Source organism: Paraperlucidibaca sp., assembly GCF_982810325.1.
Genome location: NZ_CEYEMI010000010.1, coordinates 1 through 20,770 on the forward strand (window position 1 = coordinate 1; position 20,770 = coordinate 20,770).

At 53.1% G+C, this 20,770-nt stretch carries 15 protein-coding genes; 6 read left to right on the forward strand and 9 right to left on the reverse strand.

Annotated features, from left to right (window positions below; genetic code table 11):
- Both AC3DKE_RS05225 and AC3DKE_RS05230 read right to left on the reverse strand, forming a co-directional pair.
- Window positions 1–3,104 (reverse strand): transglutaminase family protein (locus AC3DKE_RS05225; protein WP_487990178.1); only part of this gene is annotated, 3,104 nt, incomplete at its 3' end.
- A gap of 90 nt (window positions 3,105–3,194) precedes the next feature.
- The gene (locus tag AC3DKE_RS05230; RefSeq protein ID WP_411729506.1) at window positions 3,195–4,775 is read right to left on the reverse strand and encodes an inorganic phosphate transporter; all 1,581 of its coding nucleotides are present in this window, start codon (window positions 4,773–4,775) and stop codon (window positions 3,195–3,197) included.
- A 128-nt stretch (window positions 4,776–4,903) separates the two neighbouring features.
- Between AC3DKE_RS05230 and AC3DKE_RS05235 the strand changes: the two genes are divergently transcribed.
- Window positions 4,904–5,779 (forward strand): crotonase/enoyl-CoA hydratase family protein, encoded by an 876-nt coding sequence (locus tag AC3DKE_RS05235; protein WP_411729505.1) that lies wholly within the window; start codon window positions 4,904–4,906, stop codon window positions 5,777–5,779.
- A gap of 70 nt (window positions 5,780–5,849) precedes the next feature.
- On the opposite strand, the gene AC3DKE_RS05240 is transcribed toward AC3DKE_RS05235, so the two are convergent.
- Window positions 5,850–7,211: a DEAD/DEAH box helicase gene (locus AC3DKE_RS05240; protein WP_340676114.1), complete on the reverse strand. Its 1,362-nt coding sequence runs from the start codon at window positions 7,209–7,211 to the stop codon at window positions 5,850–5,852.
- Window positions 7,212–7,461: 250 nt separating this feature from the next.
- On the opposite strand from AC3DKE_RS05240, the gene AC3DKE_RS05245 reads away from it, so the two are divergent.
- Genes AC3DKE_RS05245 through AC3DKE_RS05260 form a run of 4 tightly spaced genes read left to right on the forward strand, consistent with a single transcriptional unit; the run spans window position 7,462 to window position 12,364 of the window.
- Window positions 7,462–7,875: a hypothetical protein gene (locus AC3DKE_RS05245; RefSeq protein ID WP_379071143.1), complete on the forward strand. Its 414-nt coding sequence runs from the start codon at window positions 7,462–7,464 to the stop codon at window positions 7,873–7,875.
- Window positions 7,875–8,702: an SDR family oxidoreductase gene (locus AC3DKE_RS05250; RefSeq protein ID WP_411729504.1), complete on the forward strand. Its 828-nt coding sequence runs from the start codon at window positions 7,875–7,877 to the stop codon at window positions 8,700–8,702. Before AC3DKE_RS05245 ends, AC3DKE_RS05250 begins: the two co-directional genes overlap by 1 nt.
- Before the next feature lie 14 nt (window positions 8,703–8,716).
- Window positions 8,717–10,939, forward strand: a complete 2,223-nt coding sequence (locus AC3DKE_RS05255) for a hypothetical protein (protein WP_487990179.1) — start codon at window positions 8,717–8,719, stop codon at window positions 10,937–10,939.
- Window positions 10,940–10,942: 3 nt separating this feature from the next.
- A complete protein-coding gene (locus AC3DKE_RS05260; RefSeq protein WP_484217274.1) occupies window positions 10,943–12,364 on the forward strand; it encodes a hypothetical protein in 1,422 nt (473 codons plus the stop codon).
- Window positions 12,365–12,369: 5 nt separating this feature from the next.
- Here the strand turns inward: AC3DKE_RS05260 and AC3DKE_RS05265 are convergent, their stop codons facing one another.
- Window positions 12,370–13,287: a mechanosensitive ion channel family protein gene (locus tag AC3DKE_RS05265; protein WP_411729501.1), complete on the reverse strand. Its 918-nt coding sequence runs from the start codon at window positions 13,285–13,287 to the stop codon at window positions 12,370–12,372.
- 103 nt (window positions 13,288–13,390) lie between these two features.
- Here AC3DKE_RS05265 and AC3DKE_RS05270 point away from each other — a divergent pair, with 103 nt between their 5' ends.
- Window positions 13,391–14,263, forward strand: a complete 873-nt coding sequence (locus tag AC3DKE_RS05270) for a mechanosensitive ion channel family protein (RefSeq protein ID WP_484217275.1) — start codon at window positions 13,391–13,393, stop codon at window positions 14,261–14,263.
- 1 nt (window position 14,264) lies between these two features.
- Here the strand turns inward: AC3DKE_RS05270 and AC3DKE_RS05275 are convergent, their stop codons facing one another.
- The 5 genes from AC3DKE_RS05275 to AC3DKE_RS05295 form a co-directional block, all read right to left on the reverse strand.
- Window positions 14,265–15,305 carry a potassium channel family protein gene (locus tag AC3DKE_RS05275; RefSeq protein WP_411729499.1) on the reverse strand — a complete coding sequence of 347 codons (1,041 nt, stop codon included), beginning with the start codon at window positions 15,303–15,305 and terminating at the stop codon, window positions 14,265–14,267.
- Window positions 15,302–16,198, reverse strand: a complete 897-nt coding sequence (locus AC3DKE_RS05280) for a mechanosensitive ion channel family protein (protein WP_340676122.1) — start codon at window positions 16,196–16,198, stop codon at window positions 15,302–15,304. The genes AC3DKE_RS05275 and AC3DKE_RS05280 overlap by 4 nt, the downstream gene beginning before the upstream one ends.
- A gap of 10 nt (window positions 16,199–16,208) precedes the next feature.
- Window positions 16,209–19,352, reverse strand: a complete 3,144-nt coding sequence (locus AC3DKE_RS05285; protein ID WP_379071122.1) for a hypothetical protein — start codon at window positions 19,350–19,352, stop codon at window positions 16,209–16,211.
- Between the two features lie 179 nt (window positions 19,353–19,531).
- Window positions 19,532–20,230 carry an anti-sigma factor gene (locus AC3DKE_RS05290; protein ID WP_379071119.1) on the reverse strand — a complete coding sequence of 233 codons (699 nt, stop codon included), beginning with the start codon at window positions 20,228–20,230 and terminating at the stop codon, window positions 19,532–19,534.
- Window positions 20,217–20,768: an RNA polymerase sigma factor gene (locus AC3DKE_RS05295; protein ID WP_340676125.1), complete on the reverse strand. Its 552-nt coding sequence runs from the start codon at window positions 20,766–20,768 to the stop codon at window positions 20,217–20,219. The genes AC3DKE_RS05290 and AC3DKE_RS05295 overlap by 14 nt, the downstream gene beginning before the upstream one ends.
- Window positions 20,769–20,770: the final 2 nt, after the last annotated feature.

The window sequence follows — 20,770 nt, forward strand, 5'->3', positions numbered from 1 at the left end:
TGCCAAGTGTCGATAATGTCGAAGGTCAGTGGTGCATGCACACCGATGGTCGGGTGTAGGCAGTTGCTCGGTTGCCACGCACGATAACGTACGGCGGCAATGTATTCGCCAGCGACGTCGGTTTGCCGGAGTGGCAGCGCAACACCATTGCAGGTGACGGTATAGCGATCGGGCGCCATGCCACTGATTTTCACCTCAACACGCTCTACCGAAGAGTCGACATAGCGCACAGTGCCACCGGCGCCAGCTTCTTCGCCGAGTACATGCCAGGGCTCAAGCGCTTGGTTTAGCTCCATGTGCATGCCCTTGATGTCCAAGTCACCATAGTGCGGGAAGCGGAAATTGAACTGCGCGCGATACCAGTCGGGTGAGACGGCATAGCCGGCATCTTTCAAAATACTTAAGACGTCGTGGAAGTCTTGCTCGACTTCGTGGCGCAACATGAAGCGATCATGCAGCGTCGTGCCCCAACGTGCGAGTCGCTCAGGCGCATACGGCGTTTGCCAGAAATGCGCGACCAGTGCGCGCAATAAGACCTGTTGCGCCAACGACATGTCCACATGTGGTGGCATGTCAAAGCCGCGTAATTCGAGCAGGCCGAGACGTCCAGTGCTGCTATCGGGCGAATACAGTTTGTCTATGCAAAACTCAGCGCGATGCGTATTGCCAGTGGCATCGACGAGCAAATGCCGAAGCAGACGATCGACTAGCCATGGCGGACAACTTTCGCCAGCTGGTGGAAATTGCGCAAACGCAGTTTCCAGTTCATAGAGTGCATCTTGGCGCGCCTCATCAATGCGTGGTGCCTGTGAGGTTGGGCCAATAAACAGTCCTGAAAACAAATATGACAGCGACGGGTGGTTATGCCAAAAGCTGACCAAACTACGCAGCAAATCTGGTCGCCGCAAAAATGGCGAATCGACGGGCGTGGCACCACCAAGCACGGTGTGATTGCCACCGCCGGTGCCGGTGTGGCGGCCATCGACCATGAATTTTTCAGGACTTAAATGGCACTCATGCGCGGCTTGATAGAGAAATTGTGTGCGCTCGACTGTCTCCGCCCAACTTGTGGCTGGGTGAATATTGACTTCGATCACGCCAGGGTCTGGCGTCACTGAAAAGCGCTCTAGGCGCGGGTCTTTTGGCGGCTCATAGCCTTCTAAAATCACCGGCTGCTTGAGGATTTTTGCAGTGGCTTCAATGGCGGCCATCAGCTCAATGAACGCAGGTAGCTCGGCTAGCGGCGGCAGGAATAGATACAAATGACCATCGCGGACTTGTGCGCATAGGCTGGTGCGCACGATACCGTCGGCGGAGGCGTTGAGGCTAGGTTTAGCCGCATGCATTTCGGCTTCAGCATCGCGCTCATCGGCACGCGTCATGCGCGGTGAACATAGGGATGATGTCAGCGATAGCGCAGGGTAGGACTGCTGTGGATCTTGCGCATGCAAATAGGGGAAGTCTGATGATTTCACCCATGGCAATGACTCTAGCGGCAGGCGATAGCCCATGGGCGAGTCACCAGGCAGCAAGTAGCAAGTTTCATCGCGCAAAAACCATTGCCCAGTTTGCCAGCGTTTGCCGTTGTGGCTGCGTGCTAGCGGTAGGGCATAGCCCACTACCTCGCCGAGGCCTTCTTCGGCAAAAATGCGCGCCATGCGAGCACGTTCCATCGGGTCTTTGAGGCGCGAGTCGCTGGGTAGCACATTGCTTGGCAAGCTTCTCTCGCGCCAAAGGTAATACAGCGTGTCCTCATAGGTGGGAAACAGACTACCTTGTGGGAGGTGCAGGGCGAGGCTGAGCTTTTTTAAGAAGCTTTCAGCGTCAGCGCTGGTGGCATTGCCAGGTGTTTGCTCATCGGCAAACAGCGCAGAGTTTTTCCACAGCGGCTTGCCATCACGTCGCCAAAAGCAGTTCAGAGACCAGCGCGGTAATTGTTCACCGGGATACCATTTGCCTTGGCCGAAGTGTTGTAAGCCGCCTTTGGCGTATTGATCGGCCATGCGCTTATAAAGCTCGATCGCACGAGCACGTTTGGTTGGGCCGAGGGCATCGGTATTCCATTCGGCACCATCAGGGTCGTCGGCGGCGACAAAAGTCGGCTCTCCACCCATGGTTAGGCGTACATCCTGTTTTTTCAGGTCAACATCGATGCGTGTCCCGAGGGCAATCATGGCTTCGCGCTGAGCATCCGTGAGTGGCTGAGTGACGCGCGGTTGCTCATCGAGGCGAGTAACGGACATCTCATGGCTGAACTCGCACTCGGCCTCATCAACAACACCGCTGATTGGCGCGGCAGAAGTAGGCTCTGGACTGGCGGCTAGTGGTAGATGACCTTCGCCGGCAAACAGACCGGAGGTCGGGTCTAGGCCAACCCATCCGGCGCCAGGTAAATAGACTTCGCACCATGCATGCAAGTCGGTGAAGTCGACCTCGGGGCCATTGGGGCCATCGACTGATTTCACATCGGGTGTGAGCTGAATTAAGTAGCCCGAGACAAAGCGCGCAGCGACGCCAAGATGGCGCATCAGTTGCACCATTAGCCATGCCGTGTCGCGGCAGGAGCCAGAGCGTTTGCTCAGTGTTTCATCGGGAGTTTGCACGCCGGGTTCTAGGCGAATGGTGTAGGCAATATCGTTAAATAAGCGCTGGTTGATATCGACTAAAAAGTCGATGGTCGGGCGTTTGGTTTTCGGGATCGCATCAAGATAGTGCGTTAGCGATGGCGTCAACGCGTTCACGCGTCGATATGGTGCGAGCTCACGTTCTAGCGCCTCATCCTCGCTGGGTGTAAACGGCCATTGCTCCGCTTCAGGAGCAAGGAAAAAGTCAAAAGGGTTGATGACGGAAAGCTCAGCCGTTAGATCAACGGTAACGCGGAAGTGCGTGGTTTTTTCTGGGAAGACCAAGCGCGCAAGATGGTTGGCCTGCGGGTCTTGCTGCCAGTTAACGAAGTGCTCTTCAGGCGTGATGCCGAGGCTATAAGAGAGGATGCGCGTGCGGCAATGTGGTGCCGGGCGCAAACGCACTAACTGTGGGCCAAGTTGTACAGGACGGTCATATCGGTAGTCCGATACATGATGCAGTGCAATTATAATGGACACAGCGAGCCTCGGTAAGCAGACATCTTAGCGAAAGCACAGCAAGTGCCGTGCCATCGCTAAGGTGCTCAGGCTGCAGAGTAGCTTTTGGCCTTAAGCAAGCATGCCGCGCAGCATAAAGAAGATCAGGCTGGCCATCAGTGCCGTGGCTGGCACAGTGATGATCCACGCCGAAACGATGCGCATGATTTGCGAGCGTTTCACCAACTCTTTGCGATAGACCTTTTTCAGATTTTTGCGCTCACCTTTAGAGAAGTGCGCGGGATCTTCATTGGCCTTAGACAGTGCCTTTAGGTCACGCAGCATCGCCCCTTTTTGATGAATGTCGGCGTGATTAAAGTGTTGTAAGAAAACATCGATGGCAGCTTGGTCATCTTCTGGGTGGTGATCTTTAATCTCCATAACCATGCGATCGTAGTTTTTCTTCAGATATTCGCGCAGAAAGCCCACACCAAATACACCGCCCACGGCGATATGTGTCGAACTCACAGGCAAGCCGAGCTGGCTGGCAATAATCACCGTGATGGTTGCCGCCATAGCAATGCAAAAAGCGCGCATTTGATCAAGCTCGGTAATGCCGGTGCCGACAGTGCGAATGACTTTTGGGCCAAACAAAGCTAGACCAATCACGATGCCCAGCGCGCCAATCATCATTACCCATAAAGGGATAGCCGCCGAGGTGCCGAACTCACCTGGATGCGCCGTGTAGACATCGACAATGGCTGCTAATGGGCCGATGGCATTGGCGACATCATTGGAGCCATGAGCAAAGCTGAGCAGGGCGGCGGCGAAAATCAGTGGCACGGTGAATAAGCTATTTACGCCTTGCTTGCCTTCGAGGAACTGCGACTTAGGCTGCCTTAGTCGCCAACGCACAAGAACAAAAACGCCGAGAGCAATGACTAAGCCAATTAATGTGGCCTGCATCAGAGAGATGTGAACTATCTGTTTCAGGCCTTTTTGTAGGATATAGACGCTGAACACCAAGGCCATGGCCGCGACTAGCCACGGCACCACTTTCCGAGCTGCCGCCATCATGTCGGGCTTGTAGGTAATGCTGCGTTTAATCAAATACAAAAACGCCGCAGCGACGAGACCGCCGAGCACAGGTGAGATGATCCAGCTTGCCGCGATGCCGCTCATCGTGGACCAGTTCACAATATCAAAGCCGGAGGCAGCGATGCCGCCGCCGAGAACAGCGCCAACAATCGAGTGTGTAGTCGAAACTGGTGCGCCGATAGCCGTGGCAATGTTTAGCCAGAGTGCGCCAGCGATTAGTGCGGCCATCATGATCCAAACAAAAGTGTCGGAGTCTGGAATTAAGTTGGGGTCGATAATGCCATTGCGAATGGTGCCAACCACTTCGCCACCGGCAATGATAGCGCCAGCGGCCTCGAAGACAGCGGCGATCGCAAGTGCGCCACCGAGCGTCAGTGCGCGTGAGCCCACGGCGGGGCCAACATTATTGGCGACATCGTTCGCGCCGATGTTCATTGCCATATAGCCGCCAACCATCGCGGCCATAACTAACATGATGCTAACTTCGCCAACGCTTTGGCTGGCGGCGTATAACATCACGCCTAAAATAAAGAGCAGGCCTATGCCGAGCCGGACTTGATCGCCGCGGTTTTTATCCATCGCGCGATCCATGCCTTCTAAATGCTTTAGATCCATGACCCAACCTCTGTGATATTTATAAGACAAAATTATGACAGAAAGTGGACATGGATTGCGCGGTTGTCGAAAGTGCTTCGCTCAGGTACAACCGCAGTTCATCGAAAACTTAGTCATTGGAGCGTTGCATGAGCTATACCACCCTGAAATATGACGTGAGTGAACACATCCTCACGCTGACGCTTAATCGTCCCGATCAGCTCAATAGCTTTACGGTGATCATGGCCAATGAGTTAGTGGACGCCTTTGGTCGTGCTAGCGAAGATGATGAGGTTCGCGCCATTGTGGTAACGGGCGCTGGCCGTGCCTTTTGTGCTGGCATGGATTTAACGGCACCGGGCAATGTCTTTGGTTTAGATGAGTCACAACAGCCCAGTGTTGAAGATATGCATTCACGCCTGAATGATCCGGCTATTTTCGATGGTGTGCGCGATACCGGCGGTCGTGTGACTTTGGCGATTTACGACTGCAAGAAACCGGTCATTGGTGCCATTAACGGTGCTGCGGTTGGTATTGGCGCAACCATGACCTTGGCTATGGATATTCGTTTGGTATCGGAGAAAGCCCGTATTGGTTTTGTCTTTGGCAAAATCGGCGTAGTGCCTGAAGCCTGCTCGAGCTGGTTTTTGCCGCGTATTGTTGGTATTCAGCAAGCACTGGAATGGGTCTATAGCGGCGATATTTTAACGGCAGAGCAAGTGCTCGCTGGCAGGCTCGTGCGCTCGGTACATGCGCCCGATGATTTGCTGCCAGCGGCCTATGAGCTCGCGCGGAAGTTCAGCCAGAACAAGTCGCCAGTGGCCGTCGCCTTTGCTCGCCAGATGATGTATCGCAACGCCGCGCAGCCGCATCCTATTGAGGCGCATCGCATCGATTCCTTGGCGATGTTCTACACTAGCCTGGAAGATGGCAAAGAGGGCGTGCAGTCGTTTTTAGAGAAGCGTGACCCGCAGTACACCAGCCGTGCCAGCAAGATGCCGGCGATTTATCCTTGGTGGAAATAGGCGGCTAAAACGACATCAGCGCGCTTTTTAGGGCGCGCTGATGTCGTTTTAGGCTGTTAAGCGCGAAGGCTTATCGCGAAGGCTTAGAGCCTGACGAAGGCCGTGAGCTTGGGCGTGATGTTGGTCGCGACGAGGGCGCAGGTGCTGCGCCCGCAGCCGGACCATTGCCCGATGAGCGTCGGCGCTGGCTGGGCTGATCGCGACGAACTTGATCAGCTGCACGCGCAGGCTTATCGCGGCGAGGACCACGGGGTGGTGGCGCCTTGCGCAGTGGCTCAGGCTTGGCGTTAGGGTCGGGCTCAAAGCCGGGCACGATGACGCGATTAAGCTTCTGTTTAATCGTGCGTTCGATATCTGCGAGCAACTTCAGCTCATCGACACAAACCAATGACACCGCTTCACCGCCGGCTCCGGCGCGACCAGTACGGCCAATGCGGTGAACGTAGTCTTCCGCCACTTGCGGCAACTCATAGTTGACCACATAAGGCAGGGAGTCGATGTCGATGCCGCGTGCGGCAATATCGGTGGCGACTAGCACGCGCAGGCGATTGGACTTGAATTCGCGCAGCGCTTTTTCTCGCGCTGTCTGGCTTTTATTGCCGTGGATGGCCATGGCCGCAATGCCGTTTTTATCGAGCTGATCGGCAAGGCGGTTGGCGCCATGCTTGGTGCGCGTAAACACCAGTACTTGCGACCATTCACCATCGAGGATGAGCTTCTCAAGGAGCTGACGTTTGGCTTCGCGATCGACTGGGTAAATGGTCTGTTCGATGCGCTCGACGGTGGTATTGCGCGGCGTAACTTCGACTGTGGCTGGGTCTTTCAGCAAGCTATTGGCGAGGTTGCGAATTTCATCGGCAAAGGTTGCAGAAAAAAGTAAGTTTTGGCGCTGCTTGGGCAATATCGCGAGCACGCGGCGGATGTCGCGAATAAAGCCCATGTCGAGCATGCGATCAGCTTCATCAAGAACGAATAGCTCAATGCCGCCAAGATCCAAGGTGCCTTGGCCAACGTGATCGAGTAGACGGCCAGGTGTTGCCACCAGAATATCGACTTTGCCGCGTAGCTTAGTGACCTGCGGCTGCATGCCAACACCACCAAACATCACCATCGAGTTTAGCGATAACTGTTTGCCATAGGTGCTAACGCTTTCTTCGACTTGCGCGGCAAGTTCACGCGTTGGAGTCAAAATCAGCGCGCGTGGGCGATGGCGTGTGCTCGGGTGCATGGCATGGCGTGAGCTCAGCAATTGCAACATGGGCAGCGTGAAGCCGGCAGTTTTGCCGGTGCCAGTTTGTGCGGCGGCGAGTAAGTCGCGGCCGGCTAAAACCACTGGGATAGCGTCACGTTGAATTGGCGTGGGCGTGGTGTAACCCACGGCCTCGAGTGCTTGCAGCAGCTCGGGCATCAGGCCCAGATCAGCAAAAGACATAGGAGAAACTCTAGAAATAGACGCGCATCATACCGCATGCGCGCCTCAGCCTGAGATCTGTATGTAAATTAAGCAGAATCGCTCACGTGATAATAAGCCATGAAAATGGCGTACTTCACAGCGGTTGTTACAATTAAGTAGTTTGTGTGAGCATCGATTTTTGTTATGTTGCTTAAAATAAAAATTAACGACAAAAAGTGACATAAATGTCCGCCACTTTTTTGTCACAAAATGACGGCAGCTAGTGTTTATGCGAAATTTTATCTACGCCATCTTGGCGATTATCTCTCTGATTGCATTGTGGTTTTTCATGGCGCCAAGCGCGCCGCAAACCTCCGTGGTAGCTTTTGTCGCAACCCCCGATCTAACAACAAATAACGAGCCCAAGGCGGCTATCGAAACCGCCGATTATCATTGGCAAATTCAAGCAGGGAAAATCATCGGGCCGCAGCAAGTTGAGGTGCCTCAGAATGAAACTTTGCTGTTGTCTTTCATCAGCGATGTGCCCGACGAAGTGCATTTGCACGGCTACGAGCAAGCAGTACAGATCAATGCAAACGAGCCTGCCACGCTCCGCGTTCGACTTGAGCATAGCGGTCGCTTTGAGCTCGAAACGCATCGCCTACATCGCGTAATCAGCGTACTTGAAGTGGAGCCGCGCTAATGATTTTAATCACCGGTTGCTCTAGCGGCATTGGCCATGCACTTGCCTTGGCGCTGCATGCGCGCGGAGCTTCGGTGTGTGCGACTGCGCGCCGCCCAGAGACATTAGGCGAGTTAGCAGAAAAAGGCATTTTGACACTAGGCCTAGATGTAAACAGCCCTAACTCTATTGCGGCATTAATGGCTGAGCTAGCGCAACGCAATATCGCCCTGACCGGCCTTGTGAACAATGCTGGGTACGGTCTTATGGGGCCTCTCGCCGATATTTCAGCAGCTGATGCTTCGCAACAATTTCAAACCAATGTGCTCAGCCTCTTGGCAATGACACAGGCCGTTATTCCTACTATGGCCGCGCAAGGGCAAGGCTTAGTCGTTAACGTTGGCAGTGTCTCGGGTGTGCTCACCACGCCATTTGCGGGCGCTTACTGTGCCACGAAGGCCGCCGTGCACTCACTCTCCGATGCACTGCGCATGGAGCTTGCGCCCTTAGGCATTCACGTCATGGTGGTGCAGCCAGGAGCCATTGCCTCATCGTTTGGCGCGACAGCGAGTAACACCGTTGAGGTGAGGCCTGGCTCGCTATATGCGCCACTAGCGAACGCTATCATGAAGCGCGCATCGGCATCACAGCAGCAAGCAACGCCAGCTGCAGTCTTTGCTGAGCAACTGGCAGCAGCAATGCTGCGTAGAACACCTCCTGCATATATACGTTTGGGCAAGGGCAGTCGAGCATTGCCATTGTTAGCGCGTTGGCTGCCGCTATCGCTACGCGATGCGCTACTCAGCCGGCTCTTTTCCTTACCTAAACTAAAAACATTAAAAAAATAATAACGAGGCTAGACATGAATATTTCAGGTTTTTCTACACGTATCGCCATGGCGGCGCTACTGGTAGCAACGAGCGCCTTGGTAGCTTGTGGCAATAGCAGCGATGGTGCCGCTGCTGGATCTGAGAATCCGCAAACGCGCCTTGCACCAAAGACAAAGTATGCGATGGCGAATAACTGCTTTGCACTGCAGTCGGTTGCAAGCAATGCCTATGCTGCGAGCAATGGCTCTGGCGGCTATGCCTTCAGCGCAAGCTCTCCAGCCAATGCTGAAGCGTTCTATATGAAGCCAACGGCCTTGGGTGAGTATTTAATCCAGGCAAAAAACAAAACATTATTGAGTAATGCGGGTGCCGCGATTGGCAGCGCCATGAAGCCAAGCAATGCCACGGTGTGGTCAGTAGATATGCCTCGCGCTGGCGTCTTTACGCTAAGCAATAGCGATACGGATAAGCGGATGCAGCTAGGCGAGCAAAATGCCTTGATCTTGTCTTCTAGCTCCGATAAAGCCGGCGAATTCCGCTTTGTGCCGACTACCGATTGCACGCCGTACCCTGAAATTAGCACCGATATTGTAGGTAAAACCTATGTTGGCCGCGGTATTGATAAGCCTGTTATCGGCTTTGCTGAAGTGCATACGCACATGGCCATGGGTCATGAAATGTCCGATGGCAAACACATTGTTGGTCCATCTGCTGGCGGTGTGATGTATGGCCAAATGTTCCATCGCTTTGGCGTGCCGCATGCGATGGCGGATTGTGCTGATTGGCATGGACCGCAAGGTATTCGTGATCCCGAGGCTCTTATCCTCGACATGACGCCTTTAACAATGCATGACACGAAGGGGTGGCCCACATTTATTGACTGGCCAAAAGCTGACTCACAGCTTCACCAAGCTATGTACTACAAGTGGGTCGAGCGTGCTTGGCAGGCAGGCATGCGAATTATGGTTACTGAAGGCACAAATATTGCTGCGCTTTGCGAAGTGGGTCGATTGGCTGTGCTGCGCCCTGGAGCAGAATGTAACGACATGCGCCTAGGTATTTCGCAGGTAAAGTATCTATTTCAGCTGCAAGACTATGTCGATGCTCAAGAAGGTGGCCCAGGTCTGGGCTGGTTTCGTATCGTGAAAACTCCGCAAGAAGCGCGGCGTGTGATTAACGATGGCAAGCTTGCGGTAGTGGCAGGTCTAGAGTTTGCCAACGTGTTTGATTGCACCGTACATTTCACGCCAGGTGGTTTGCTGGGCGAAGTGCGAGGTTGTACGAAGGAAAGTATAGATCGCCAAATCGATGAAGTATGGGATCTGGGCGTGCGCGAGATTTTTCCGTATCACGACATAAACAGTGCCCTAGGCGGAACGGGGTTGTTTCAGGATATTCTCAATATTGTTGGCTTTTACGCCACAGGTGGCTTTTGGCAAACATACGACTGCCCGGATGGTGGTGAAGGCGACAAATATTTTTACAATGCGGGAGCCAAGATCACTATTACCCCTCCCGGCTTAGGTAACGACCCTCTCACTAGCTTGATATTAGGTGCGACTTCAAGTGTGCTACCAGGCACCTTGCCGCTCTACCCATCCGATCGTCGCCAATGTAATGCACGTGGCATGACCGATCTCGGTGAGTACGTGATGAAACGTTTGATGGCGAAAGGCTTTATCATCGATATTGATCATGCTGAGCTTTCCATTAAAGGCAAAATGCTGGAAATGGCCAATGCACAAACACCGAAGTACCCATTGATATCAGCGCATGGTGCACAAGGTGGTTTGAGCTTGCAGCAAGCAAAGGACTTGCTTGCTGGTGGCGGCCTGATCTATCCAATGAAGCCCAATGGCAAAGGCCATGTCGATTTCTTAAATAAGCTTAAGCCAATTTGGCCCGCAGACCGTGGCCCCATACCTTTAGGCTACGGTATGGATGCTAATGGTATTACTGACCGTGCAGGCCCTCGTGGCGCGGGTAGCAAACCTGTGCAATACCCGTTCACGCTGTTTCAAGGAGAAGATTGGGGGCCACAGTTCGACGGTATCGCACCAGTACAAGTCAATCTGCAGACACAGCCTGAAAGTGGCAAAACATGGCCTATCGATGAAGTCGGTACTGCGCATTACGGCATGATGGCTGACTATGTTGAAGAGGTTCGTTTGGAGGGCGGTAAGGAAGCTATCGATGCGCTTTATCGTTCGGCCGAAGCCTATATTCAAATGTGGGAACAAACGGTGAATCGTTAAGTCATGCGCCGAAGCATTGCGCTTGCGGCGCTAGTGTGTGGGCTGATGCCATCATTGGCATTGGCCCATTCCTTTGGCCGCCAATACAACTTGCCAGTTCCGCTGTGGCTCTATCTTTATGGTGGCGCGGCGGCACTGGCGTTATCATTTTTTTTAGCCGCATTTATGATGCGCGGCGAACAACATGCTGTGGTAAAGCCACGGCGGCTACTTTATAAAAAATCCTCAAAAGCATACTTGGCGCGATCGCTTAGTGTGGGCTTTTTGCTGCTCACGATTGCCACGGGCCTTTTCGGTAATCGCGACCCTTACGTTAACTTCAATATGACCTTTTTCTGGATCGTATTTTTGCTGGGTTTTACTTATCTCAGTACGGTCACGGGAAATTATTATCGCGATATAAATCCGTTCACCAGCTTAGGTCTAGTCTTTAGCCGAGCTTTCCCGCGTTGGCGACGAGGCTATTTTCGCTACCCTTCATGGGCGAATTATTGGCCAGCTTTTATTGCCTATTTAGGCTTAATTTGGATAGAGCTATTTACTCATAACACGCCACTAAGCTTAGGCCAGACCTTAGGTGCTTACACACTGTATTGCCTGGTCGGCATGGCGCTATTTGGCGTGGCGAAATGGTCGCGCTATGGTGAGCTATTTAGTGTGATGTTTCGCCTGATGGCACTGATGTCACCGTTCCATCGCGGCCGACATGCCGTGTCTTGGCAGGCGCCGCTCTCTGGCATGTTGCGCGAGCAGCCGCGACATTTAGCACTGCTGCTATTCGTATTATTTTTATTATCGTCGACGGCATTTGATGGCCTGCGTGCGACGAGCTGGTGGGTTGCTCTTTTTTGGCAAGATCGCACTGGCCTGCTTACCGAATGGTTAGGCAGTGCGCCAATCTACAATTTCTCTACCTTGAGGCCTTACTACATGGCTTATGAAAGCAGTGTGCTCCTGCTTTCACCCTTTGTTTATGGCGCGATTTATATGCTCTGCATGGCGTTGGCCAAACTGCTGACGGGTAGCCCATTGACGGTGATGCAGCTCAGCCTGCGCTTTGCCTATAGCCTACTGCCGATAGCCTTGGTCTATAACATCACGCATTACTACACGCTGATTTTCACGCAAGGGGTGAAAGTGGTGAGCATGTTGTCTGACCCCTTTGGCTGGGGCTGGAACCTATTTGGCACAGCAGGTTTATGGCGTGCGCCGATCATTCCCGATGTTGCCGTGGTCTGGCATACACAGGTCGGGCTGATCGTCTTGGGGCATGTCATCAGTGTTTATATTGGCCACCGTATCGCGCTGCGCACTTTCGCGACGGCGCGCCAAGCCACGCTGAGTCAGCTGCCACTATTGGTTTTAATGATGGCTTTTACCGCATCAGGCTTATGGATTTTGGCGCAGCCAATTGGTGCTCGATAACGTAGCTATGCTGCTGGCTCTGCGTCACTACTTTCGTTTGCGATACGCAGCACGCCGGAACGAATATGCAGGTCGCGTTGCGGAAATGGAATCTCGATATTACGGGCGCTCAGCTCGGTTTCTAATGCCCATAAATATAAGGCCTGAGTGCGAGCTGGCGTTTTGACTAGATCCTCATCTACCCAAATCACTAGCTCGAAGTTCAGGCTGCTGTCGCCAAATCCCACCAACCAAACATCGCTTTTATGTGTGGCATTACTCACCGTACCTTCAACTGAAGCCGCTGCGGCTAAGCCGGCTTCACGCACGAGCTCCTTGTCGCAACCATAGGCCGCGCCAAAGGGAACATGTATGCGGCGATTTTCATTATCGAAGGTCCAGTTTGTCACTCGGCCATTGATAAATTCGGAGTTGGGCACAATGACGTCAACTGAGTCATTGGTCGTGACGCGGGTATAGCGAATACTTATCTCACTAACGCGACCAACCACTCCCGATTGCAAGTCGACAAAATCACCGACCTTTAAGGTTTGCTCAAGTAGCAGCACGATGCCAGAAATAAAATTGCTGAAAATATTCTGTAAGCCGAAGCCAATACCGACACCGATGGCTCCGCCGACCAGCGCCAAGTGCGATAAATTGATGCCGAGATAGTCGATGCCCATAAAGGCAACAATGCCCCAGACTGTATAGCGCATGATGCGTGATAGAGCATAAATTCCGGATTTGCTGAGTGTAACGGTGCGGTCGGGCCGAGCTAGTCGTAATAGGCCACGGTCAATAATGGCTACAAGCACTCGAGCTAATACTAAAAAGCCGATGAGGGCGATAATGCGGCTTACGGTGATGTCGGTTTTCCCGACACTAAGTAGCGGATGTGTGAGTAGCTGGGTTACTTGATCTAGCCATTGCAAGAAGTCCATGTGCTACCCAGAGTTGTGTTGACGCAATTGAGTGAATACTTGGATCATACAAGGCTGAGCTGTGGTGTAAACAAAAGTCATCATTAATGAATTAGAGGCTGGTATGGATGAGTTGAGCTCGCGTTTGCTGGCACGGTTACAAGATGCTTTTTCAATGGAAGAAATGGCGCAAACGGCCGTCAATGGCCTGATTAACATCGCCACTGCCTTGGCAGTATTCATGGCTTTTTATGTTATTTGGCGATTGCTCAGAGTGGCTTTAAATGTCGCATCTGCGCGCAGTAGTGTTGATGAGACCACTGTGTCATTTATGCAAACACTATTGAAATACGGTGTGTTGGCGGTTGGTTTTATTAGTGCGCTAGATACGGCTGGCGTACAGACTGGGGCAGTCATTGCTTCACTGGGCATTGCTGGCTTGACCATAGGTTTTGCGGCCAAAGATGCGTTGTCGAATTTGATCTCAGGCATTTTAATTTTTATTGATAGACCATTTGTGATTGGCGACTTAGTTGAAGTTGATGGTCAATACGGTCGTGTTGATCGCATCACGCTGCGGTCAACACGCATCATCACGCGCGATGGCAAAATGCTGGCGGTGCCAAATACCGAAGTAATTAATCAAACCGTAGCTAGCTACACCAACTTTCCTAATTTACGCATCGATATTGCGGTGACAGTGGGTGTGGAGGAGAGCTTGGGCCGTGTTCGTGAACTGCTCTTAGGCATCCTTAGGGATAAGCCTGAATATATGAGCGAGCCTGCGCCGCGCGTGGTAGTTACGGCCTTGAATGACTATAACCTTGCCTTGGAGCTGCAGGCGTGGATTATCAATGAGCGTGAGCATGTTGAGCTGCGTTTTGCCTTACGCGAGAGCGTTTTTGAAACATTGCGCGCAGCAGGAGTAGAGATGCCTCTTGAGACCTTGCAGCTAGTGGCTCCCAATACTGAGGAGCCAGTGCCGCGAGCATCATAGGCTAAGGTGTGTCTGTAGCTTGGCTGGGCTCAATTTCTAGCAGTCGATCATTGGGCTGAGCACGTGAACGCTCGCCCTCCCAGAAACCGATATGTTCACCGCCGCGATTAATGCGAACAACTAAATTTGGTCCTAGCTCGCGCATAGTTTTACCGATCTCCTCTGGCTCTACGGCACGCTCAATTAAGCGAACGCGGCCATCGGATTGCATGAGATCATTGATGTAGTCTGCGACATGAGTGGACTCAACAGAGTCCGCCATTAAGTAGCCGCCGACAATCGATGGCGCGATAATGGCGTCTGCACCGGCTTGGCGAATGAGCTTAATATTCTCCTCTTCACTGGCAGATGCGATAACGCGAACACTCGGGTTCAGGTGGCGAGAGGTCAAGATCGTGAGCACGGCAGCATCATCGCGACCAAGGCAAATGAGCACTGCTTTAGCCTGTGCGATACCGGCATCGGTGAGTATATATTCGCTAGTGGCATCGCCTAAAAGGCCAATATAGCCATGTTCTGCTGCGGCTTTTAAGTTCTCAGCATGTTGGTCAATGATCAGCACTTGGCCGATAGGCGTGCCGCGCAATACTGCCTCGTGTGCGGCACTTCTGCCGCTATGACCATAACCACAAATGATCACATGGTCGCGTAGGGATTTTTGTAAACGAGTCATGCGACGTGTCTCCAGCCAGCGTTGTAGCACTAGCTCATAAGCAGTGCCTAAGAAAATAAACCAAATGATTAAGCGCAGCGGTGTGACAAAAATAGTGTCGATTAGGCGAGCGCGATCACTGATCGGCACGATGTCGCCATAGCCCACGGTGGTGATGGTGACGGCGGTAAAATAAGCGACATCACCGAAGCTCATATGACCATCGTGCGTATCTTTTAAGCCATCACGATCAAGCCAGAAAATCAGTAAAACTAGCCCAATCAAAGCCAGGATAAGACCGATTCGTCGGAGCAAAACATGTTCTGGTGAGTGCTCAGATTTTATATAAATACGCTTTCGCGGCTTCTGTGTTCGAACCGGTGGAATCATGGTTGGCCGCCGTGCTCGCCAGGAACCATTGGGCTGATGTTCGTTGCCGTGCCGGGCTCGCTATTGAGTAGAGCCTCACTGGGCTCACGCGGGGCTAGCCGATATAAAATAGCGGGTCGTTGAATATTGGCTTCGGCAAAACCGCGCACGATGCGCTCGGTCACATCGGACTCGAGCAGCTTTTCATTGCGCACATCCATGACATAGACCTTGGTGCGAACGCGCAGCGCGAAATATTGCTCATGTACCACTTCGTTAACCAACACTGCCCATGGTTTGTCGAGATAGGCATATGGGCTGCTAGTAATCGCATCACGCGCAATGCGTTTGGCGCTAGCAAGGTCTTGGTCGATGGCAATATAAAAGTCGAGCTGGATGAGCATATTGAGCTCGCCAGCATTGCCGCTGGAAACGCTGTCATTAAGAAACTTGTTATTGGGAATGGTGATGAGGTTGTCATCCAGCGTGACCAAGCGTACCGAGCGCAGGCCAATGGCAACAATTTCGCCATAATAGCCATCGAAGCTGACTCGATCGCCGACTTGAAATGGCTTATCGATGAGCAGAGTGATGCCGGCAATAATTGATGCCGCCAAGTCTTTAAAAGCAAAGCCAACCGTGACCGCAATGGTGCCGCCCAAGGCCAGCAGCATTTCATCCGAGAGCACAAAAATCACCGGCACAATGGCCGAGATAGTGCCGATATAAATAACGAAACGAAGGATGGTGGCGAGCTGATTAATCGCTAAGCGGCGGTCCACCATGCGGTCGCCAAGCTGATCGCTGGCTTTGCGCAAGAGCTGAACTGCGGCCCAAGCGAAGGCAATAATAATCAGCACCGTGGGGATGCTGCCAGGGCGAATAAATTGCAAAATTTGCGTGGTGTCATTCATTGCGTATGCCTCATACCACGAGTAATTTTTTACGCTGCAAAAAGCGCAGCACGGCACGGTTCCAATGCGATGACACGCGGTAGCGTTGGTCGTCGCAGGTGGTTAAAAAGCCGCGCTTATGTAGCAAGTACAAAGCACGCTCGCACTCATTTAAGGCAAAGCATAATGATTTTGCGGCCTCGGGGGCAGTGAGGTTTTCATGCTGCACCAAGCACGCCAAAACATAGTGCGTGCGCGTGGCGAAGTCCTCAAGTGCACTCATCGGAGGCATGGGGAAGAGATGCACTTCGACGCGCTTATCGCCGATCAGCTGTAACGACATACGGAAAAAATGCAGGGCTAAGCGCGGATTGCCATCGGCATAATCCCAAACCAGCCGGTGATAACGATCGGCAACACGCTCCGCTTCTTCGTCGTTGATCAGTGGTGTTGGGTTTGGCGCTAAGGCATCGTTATTAAGCAGGCTGTCGTAGTCGGCAGTGAAGCCGGCGGACTCCATGCGTGCATCGATAAGTTCGCCAATACGTTGGTCAGACCATGGCGGTAGTGCCAAGTGCTGGTCGTAGACATCACGGTTGGGATGGATGCGCTGCAAATACTCAAACGGCCATGATGCGAAAGCAATGACCCAGAGCACGCGCCCCACAGTGGCCTGAGCGATGTAGACAAAGGCATCGTAGCCAGCCAAGCCGCCGACTGTGCGCAACATTAGGTTTTGGCCTAAGTCGAGCAGCACAACTTGCGGGCGCTGCGCGTGCAGCTGAGCAATGATTTGATCTGGATCTGTCGAGTCTGCGATGCCGAGCGCGTGGCAGAGCAATAGGCAAACACCATCGGCCTGATAATTACGCTCTTCTAGGCTGTGATAAACACAGGTCATATCGTCCGGCAGGCTGCGTTTGAGCGCCATCAGCCAGCTAGTTTTGCCGGCGCCACGATCGCCCGTTAGCGCGATCAAGTCGCCACGGCCGCCATCATGGAGCGCGATAGCTTTCTCTAGGACAGTGTTGAGCTTAGGGAAGTTATCGATGCTGAGGTCGGCAGTAGCGGGCTCTTCGCTGAATGCCAGCATCAGTTCTTCCGGCAGTGGTGCGACCTCAAAAGCATCTGCTTGATTGCGCGATTTGCGCTCGAGTTGGCGGCGAAATAAGTAGGCTAAGGCCTTGCGTGTTTGTTCAAAGCCAAGCGCTAAATCGCTGACCCATGTCCATAAGCCACGCGCTGCAACGAAGATAAATGCCATGGCGGCAAGGGCTAAACCATAGCTATGATTTTGGCTTTTATGAACTAGTTCAGCTAAGCGACCATTTGGCGAATAGCTCAAATACGCTTGCGTGACTTCGCTACGCCAGGCGCGGATTAAGCGCCAAGCCACGATCAAACCACCAAGCGTCGCAACGTCCTCGGCAATGCCATAAAGCGCACCGCGACCGAGTAAGGCTTGCGCAAAAATTAGGTAAATGGTGACTACTAAGGCCCAGCGCGCGACCCAGCGTAATGAGCGCAAAATCTTGTGATTGAGCTCGTTGCTAACTGCTCGGTAGCGAGAAATGGCGGTGAGAAATACTCGGTGAATCAGCGCCAAAGCCAGTGCGTAAAAGCCATAGGCATAGGCTAGTTTGCGCAGCACAGCCACTTCAGCAATGATCAACTCCGACGCATAAAGCCAGTCGAAAATCAGATAGATGCTTAGCAGTAAGGTGAGTTCGCGGGCAACAGCGGTGAGGGTGATGGCGGCGCGATCGATATTGGCGCGTAAAGTCTTTGGCTGCACATGCGTGATGAGCCATTGCCGAGCGCGATTAATCCAGCCTCGGCAGCGGCGTCGCACCCATACGCTGAGCCCGATAAGCAGCAGTAGCTTTAGTAAATCAATGCCGAGTTTGCCGGCGGTAAACACATCTTGCAGCAGCGAGAATAGGCTCTGGGCGTCATGCGCTCGTTGCAGCGGATACCAGCTAGCCATGAGGCGAACGTGGGCGATTTCATCGAGCACCCGAGCCATGCCTTGGGTATTAAAGCCGGTTGCCTCTGAGCGCTTTTCGGGGCTGAGCTGGCCTAGTAAAGTCACGCGCTGGGCCTGTAAAGTTTGCAGGCCAGTCATCTTAGTATTGGCGTCTTGATAGCGCTCTTGCTGCTCGCGCTCTGTGAGCTGTGCGGTTTCTTGTGCTATGCGCTGGCGTAGCTGGATGATGCGTGCGACTAGCGCGCCGTGAGCGGCAAAGCGGCTGTCGTTTAGCGATAGCGGCTCTTCTCGTAGGGGCAGCTGACTGGCGCTATTGAGTCTGTTTAGCGCTTGCGCCGCACCTTCGCGCAGGCTCTTTAAATCGCTACGAATGCTGCTATAAAGTTCGTCGGCCTGCGCGCTTGGCAATGGTGTTTGCTGCGAGACAGCTGCGTAACGGGCAAATAATTCTCGGCGTTGATCGAGCTGGGTTTGATTAGATTCGGCCCATTGTTGGCGCAGCGCTGCAAGCTCGCTGAGTTGCGCTAATAGACGCGCCTCTTCAGTCGCCAATACGCGCTCGCCATCATTACGCGCGGCAGTAGCAGCGGCCAGCGCGTTATCGCGAGCAAGTTCAGTAGATGCTAAAGCCTTTGCCGAAGCCGCTTGTTCGGCCAGCAATGATTCTTGCGCGCGCTTTAAGCGGTCTTGCTCAATGAGCGCGACGCGTCGCTCTGCTGGCAGCTGTAGAAAGCTCAAGCGCAGGCGATCACGCTCACGTCGCAATAAAACAAAATGGTCTGCCTGAGCGACGGGAGCTTTAGATTGCACTTGCTCGGTGCCAGCCTTCTTGCTTGGTGCGGTGTCTTTTTTCTCTGCACTGCTATTTGTCGCTGGCGCTTCCTCTATCTCGACACTTAGCCGCTCTTGCAGCGATTGGATGCGCTGCGTCACGGCCTGCGCATCGCTTAAGTCAATTTCAAATAGCGCTGGCAGCGAGGCGTTTTGTGGCAGCTGACCGACTAGCAATGCCTGCAAATCGGCAATCTCGGCCTGTAAATGCGTCAGCGTGACTTCTTGTGCGCTAGGTACAGCAGCTTCGCGAGGGGGCGCATCTTTGCTGGCGGGCTCTACGCTCCAGGCCGTCGGTGCAGACAGCATGGCGGTGGCCAATAATATGGCGCGTAGCCAGTTCGGCTGATTAGTCAAAACGTACCCCAGGCGAATTTTTCTTAGTGCTTAGTATGCCCTGACAGCAGCCTTAGGTCATAGGGTGTTGATGGCTTCCTGCATAGCTAGGCCTTATGACCATATTAGCGTCGTAAATTGCTGAAGAAAAACCTAAAACCGTGTCTGAGATTAATTGACTACTACAGACTTACGGTGCTCTAACTTTTGGAGGCTTTACCGCTAAATATAACTGGGCCGCTGGGCAGAGCATTGAGTGAGCCACCAAGTGGTTCATCGCTAATAGCAAAAACCGTAACTCGACTTAGCTGATCGCGCTGAGTAACGCTGAGGTTTAGCGTGGAGCTTTGTTCAACCAAGGTAATTATCCCTAGCGAGTGCGGAGTACCTTCTGTATCGATAGCCCAGAGTTGCAGGCTTCGATTAGCAGGTTGTTGCCAAGCCACGTTGACTGAGACGCTGACTTGGCCGTCGCTACGCTGGCTAATTTGCCAGCGAGCGAGCTGATGTTCACTGCTCAGCGTTGCCAGTGTTTTCAGCTGCAAAGCCGGAGTTGAAATGGTCGTAGGAGCTGACGGTAACGCTAACCAGAGGCCAAGGCTTGCGGCCATAGCTAAGGTTGCACCAATCCAGCGTGCATTCGTTGAGCGGCGAGCAGGCAAAGGTACTGGCGCGGCAAAAAGTACCTGCTCAATACCATTCCACACTCCAGTCGGTACGGGCGTTTCCGGTAGCCAGTTTGCCATCGGCGCTAAGAGCTGCTCCCAACTTGCAACTTGGTCAATAAGCTTTGAGTCCGCGGCGCTCAATCGTTGCCAGCGTTTAGCTGCTGCTCCACGCAGTGTCCCTAAGGCAGCTTCGGCACTAAGGGCGTCAGTCATCTCATTAGATAGTTGCATGATGTAGGCACCTCCGTAAGTTTGCTAAGCCGCGGCGGACATGTGACTTCACCGAGCCCAGTGGGGCTGCGAGCTTTTCGGCCAGTTCGCGATGGCTTAGGCCATGAAAAAATGCCAGCGTAAGAGCGCGTTGCTGCTGGCTATCGAGGCCATCCATACAGCGTGCTAAGTCGGTAGCTTCATGTTGAGTTTGCAAGGCCTGTAATGGCGATGGTTGCTCAGAAACCAATTCTGGCCAGTCGACTAAGTCAACTTCTTCAATACGGCTTGTGCGTTGCCGTAAACTATCTATGCATCGATTTCGGACAATGACATTTAGCCAGACTTGCACGCTGCCTTTACCTGCGTGATAGCTGCTAGCTGAGCGCCAAATATTGATAAAAGCTTCCTGCAGCACTTCCTGCGCTAAGTCGCGATTGCGCAAAACCGAAATGGCTAAAGTGAATAGCCTTGGTGACGTGCGTTGGTAAAGCGTCGCAAATGCTTGTTGGTCACCAGCACCCATGCGTGTGACCAAGTCGGCCAGTTCGTCGGCCATAA

Bases quoted from the DNA above. Each gene is read 5' to 3' on its own strand.
- AC3DKE_RS05230 (WP_411729506.1), bottom strand. From the start codon at position 4,775: ATGGATCTAAAGCATTTAGAAGGCATGGATCGCGCGATGGATAAAAAC.
- AC3DKE_RS05235 (WP_411729505.1), top strand. From the start codon at position 4,904: ATGAGCTATACCACCCTGAAATATGACGTGAGTGAACACATCCTCACG.
- AC3DKE_RS05240 (WP_340676114.1), bottom strand. From the start codon at position 7,211: ATGTCTTTTGCTGATCTGGGCCTGATGCCCGAGCTGCTGCAAGCACTC.
- AC3DKE_RS05245 (WP_379071143.1), top strand. From the start codon at position 7,462: ATGCGAAATTTTATCTACGCCATCTTGGCGATTATCTCTCTGATTGCA.
- AC3DKE_RS05250 (WP_411729504.1), top strand. From the start codon at position 7,875: ATGATTTTAATCACCGGTTGCTCTAGCGGCATTGGCCATGCACTTGCC.
- AC3DKE_RS05255 (WP_487990179.1), top strand. From the start codon at position 8,717: ATGAATATTTCAGGTTTTTCTACACGTATCGCCATGGCGGCGCTACTG.
- AC3DKE_RS05260 (WP_484217274.1), top strand. From the start codon at position 10,943: ATGCGCCGAAGCATTGCGCTTGCGGCGCTAGTGTGTGGGCTGATGCCA.
- AC3DKE_RS05265 (WP_411729501.1), bottom strand. From the start codon at position 13,287: ATGGACTTCTTGCAATGGCTAGATCAAGTAACCCAGCTACTCACACAT.
- AC3DKE_RS05270 (WP_484217275.1), top strand. From the start codon at position 13,391: ATGGATGAGTTGAGCTCGCGTTTGCTGGCACGGTTACAAGATGCTTTT.
- AC3DKE_RS05275 (WP_411729499.1), bottom strand. From the start codon at position 15,305: ATGATTCCACCGGTTCGAACACAGAAGCCGCGAAAGCGTATTTATATA.
- AC3DKE_RS05280 (WP_340676122.1), bottom strand. From the start codon at position 16,198: ATGAATGACACCACGCAAATTTTGCAATTTATTCGCCCTGGCAGCATC.
- AC3DKE_RS05290 (WP_379071119.1), bottom strand. From the start codon at position 20,230: ATGCAACTATCTAATGAGATGACTGACGCCCTTAGTGCCGAAGCTGCC.
- AC3DKE_RS05295 (WP_340676125.1), bottom strand. From the start codon at position 20,768: ATGGCCGACGAACTGGCCGACTTGGTCACACGCATGGGTGCTGGTGAC.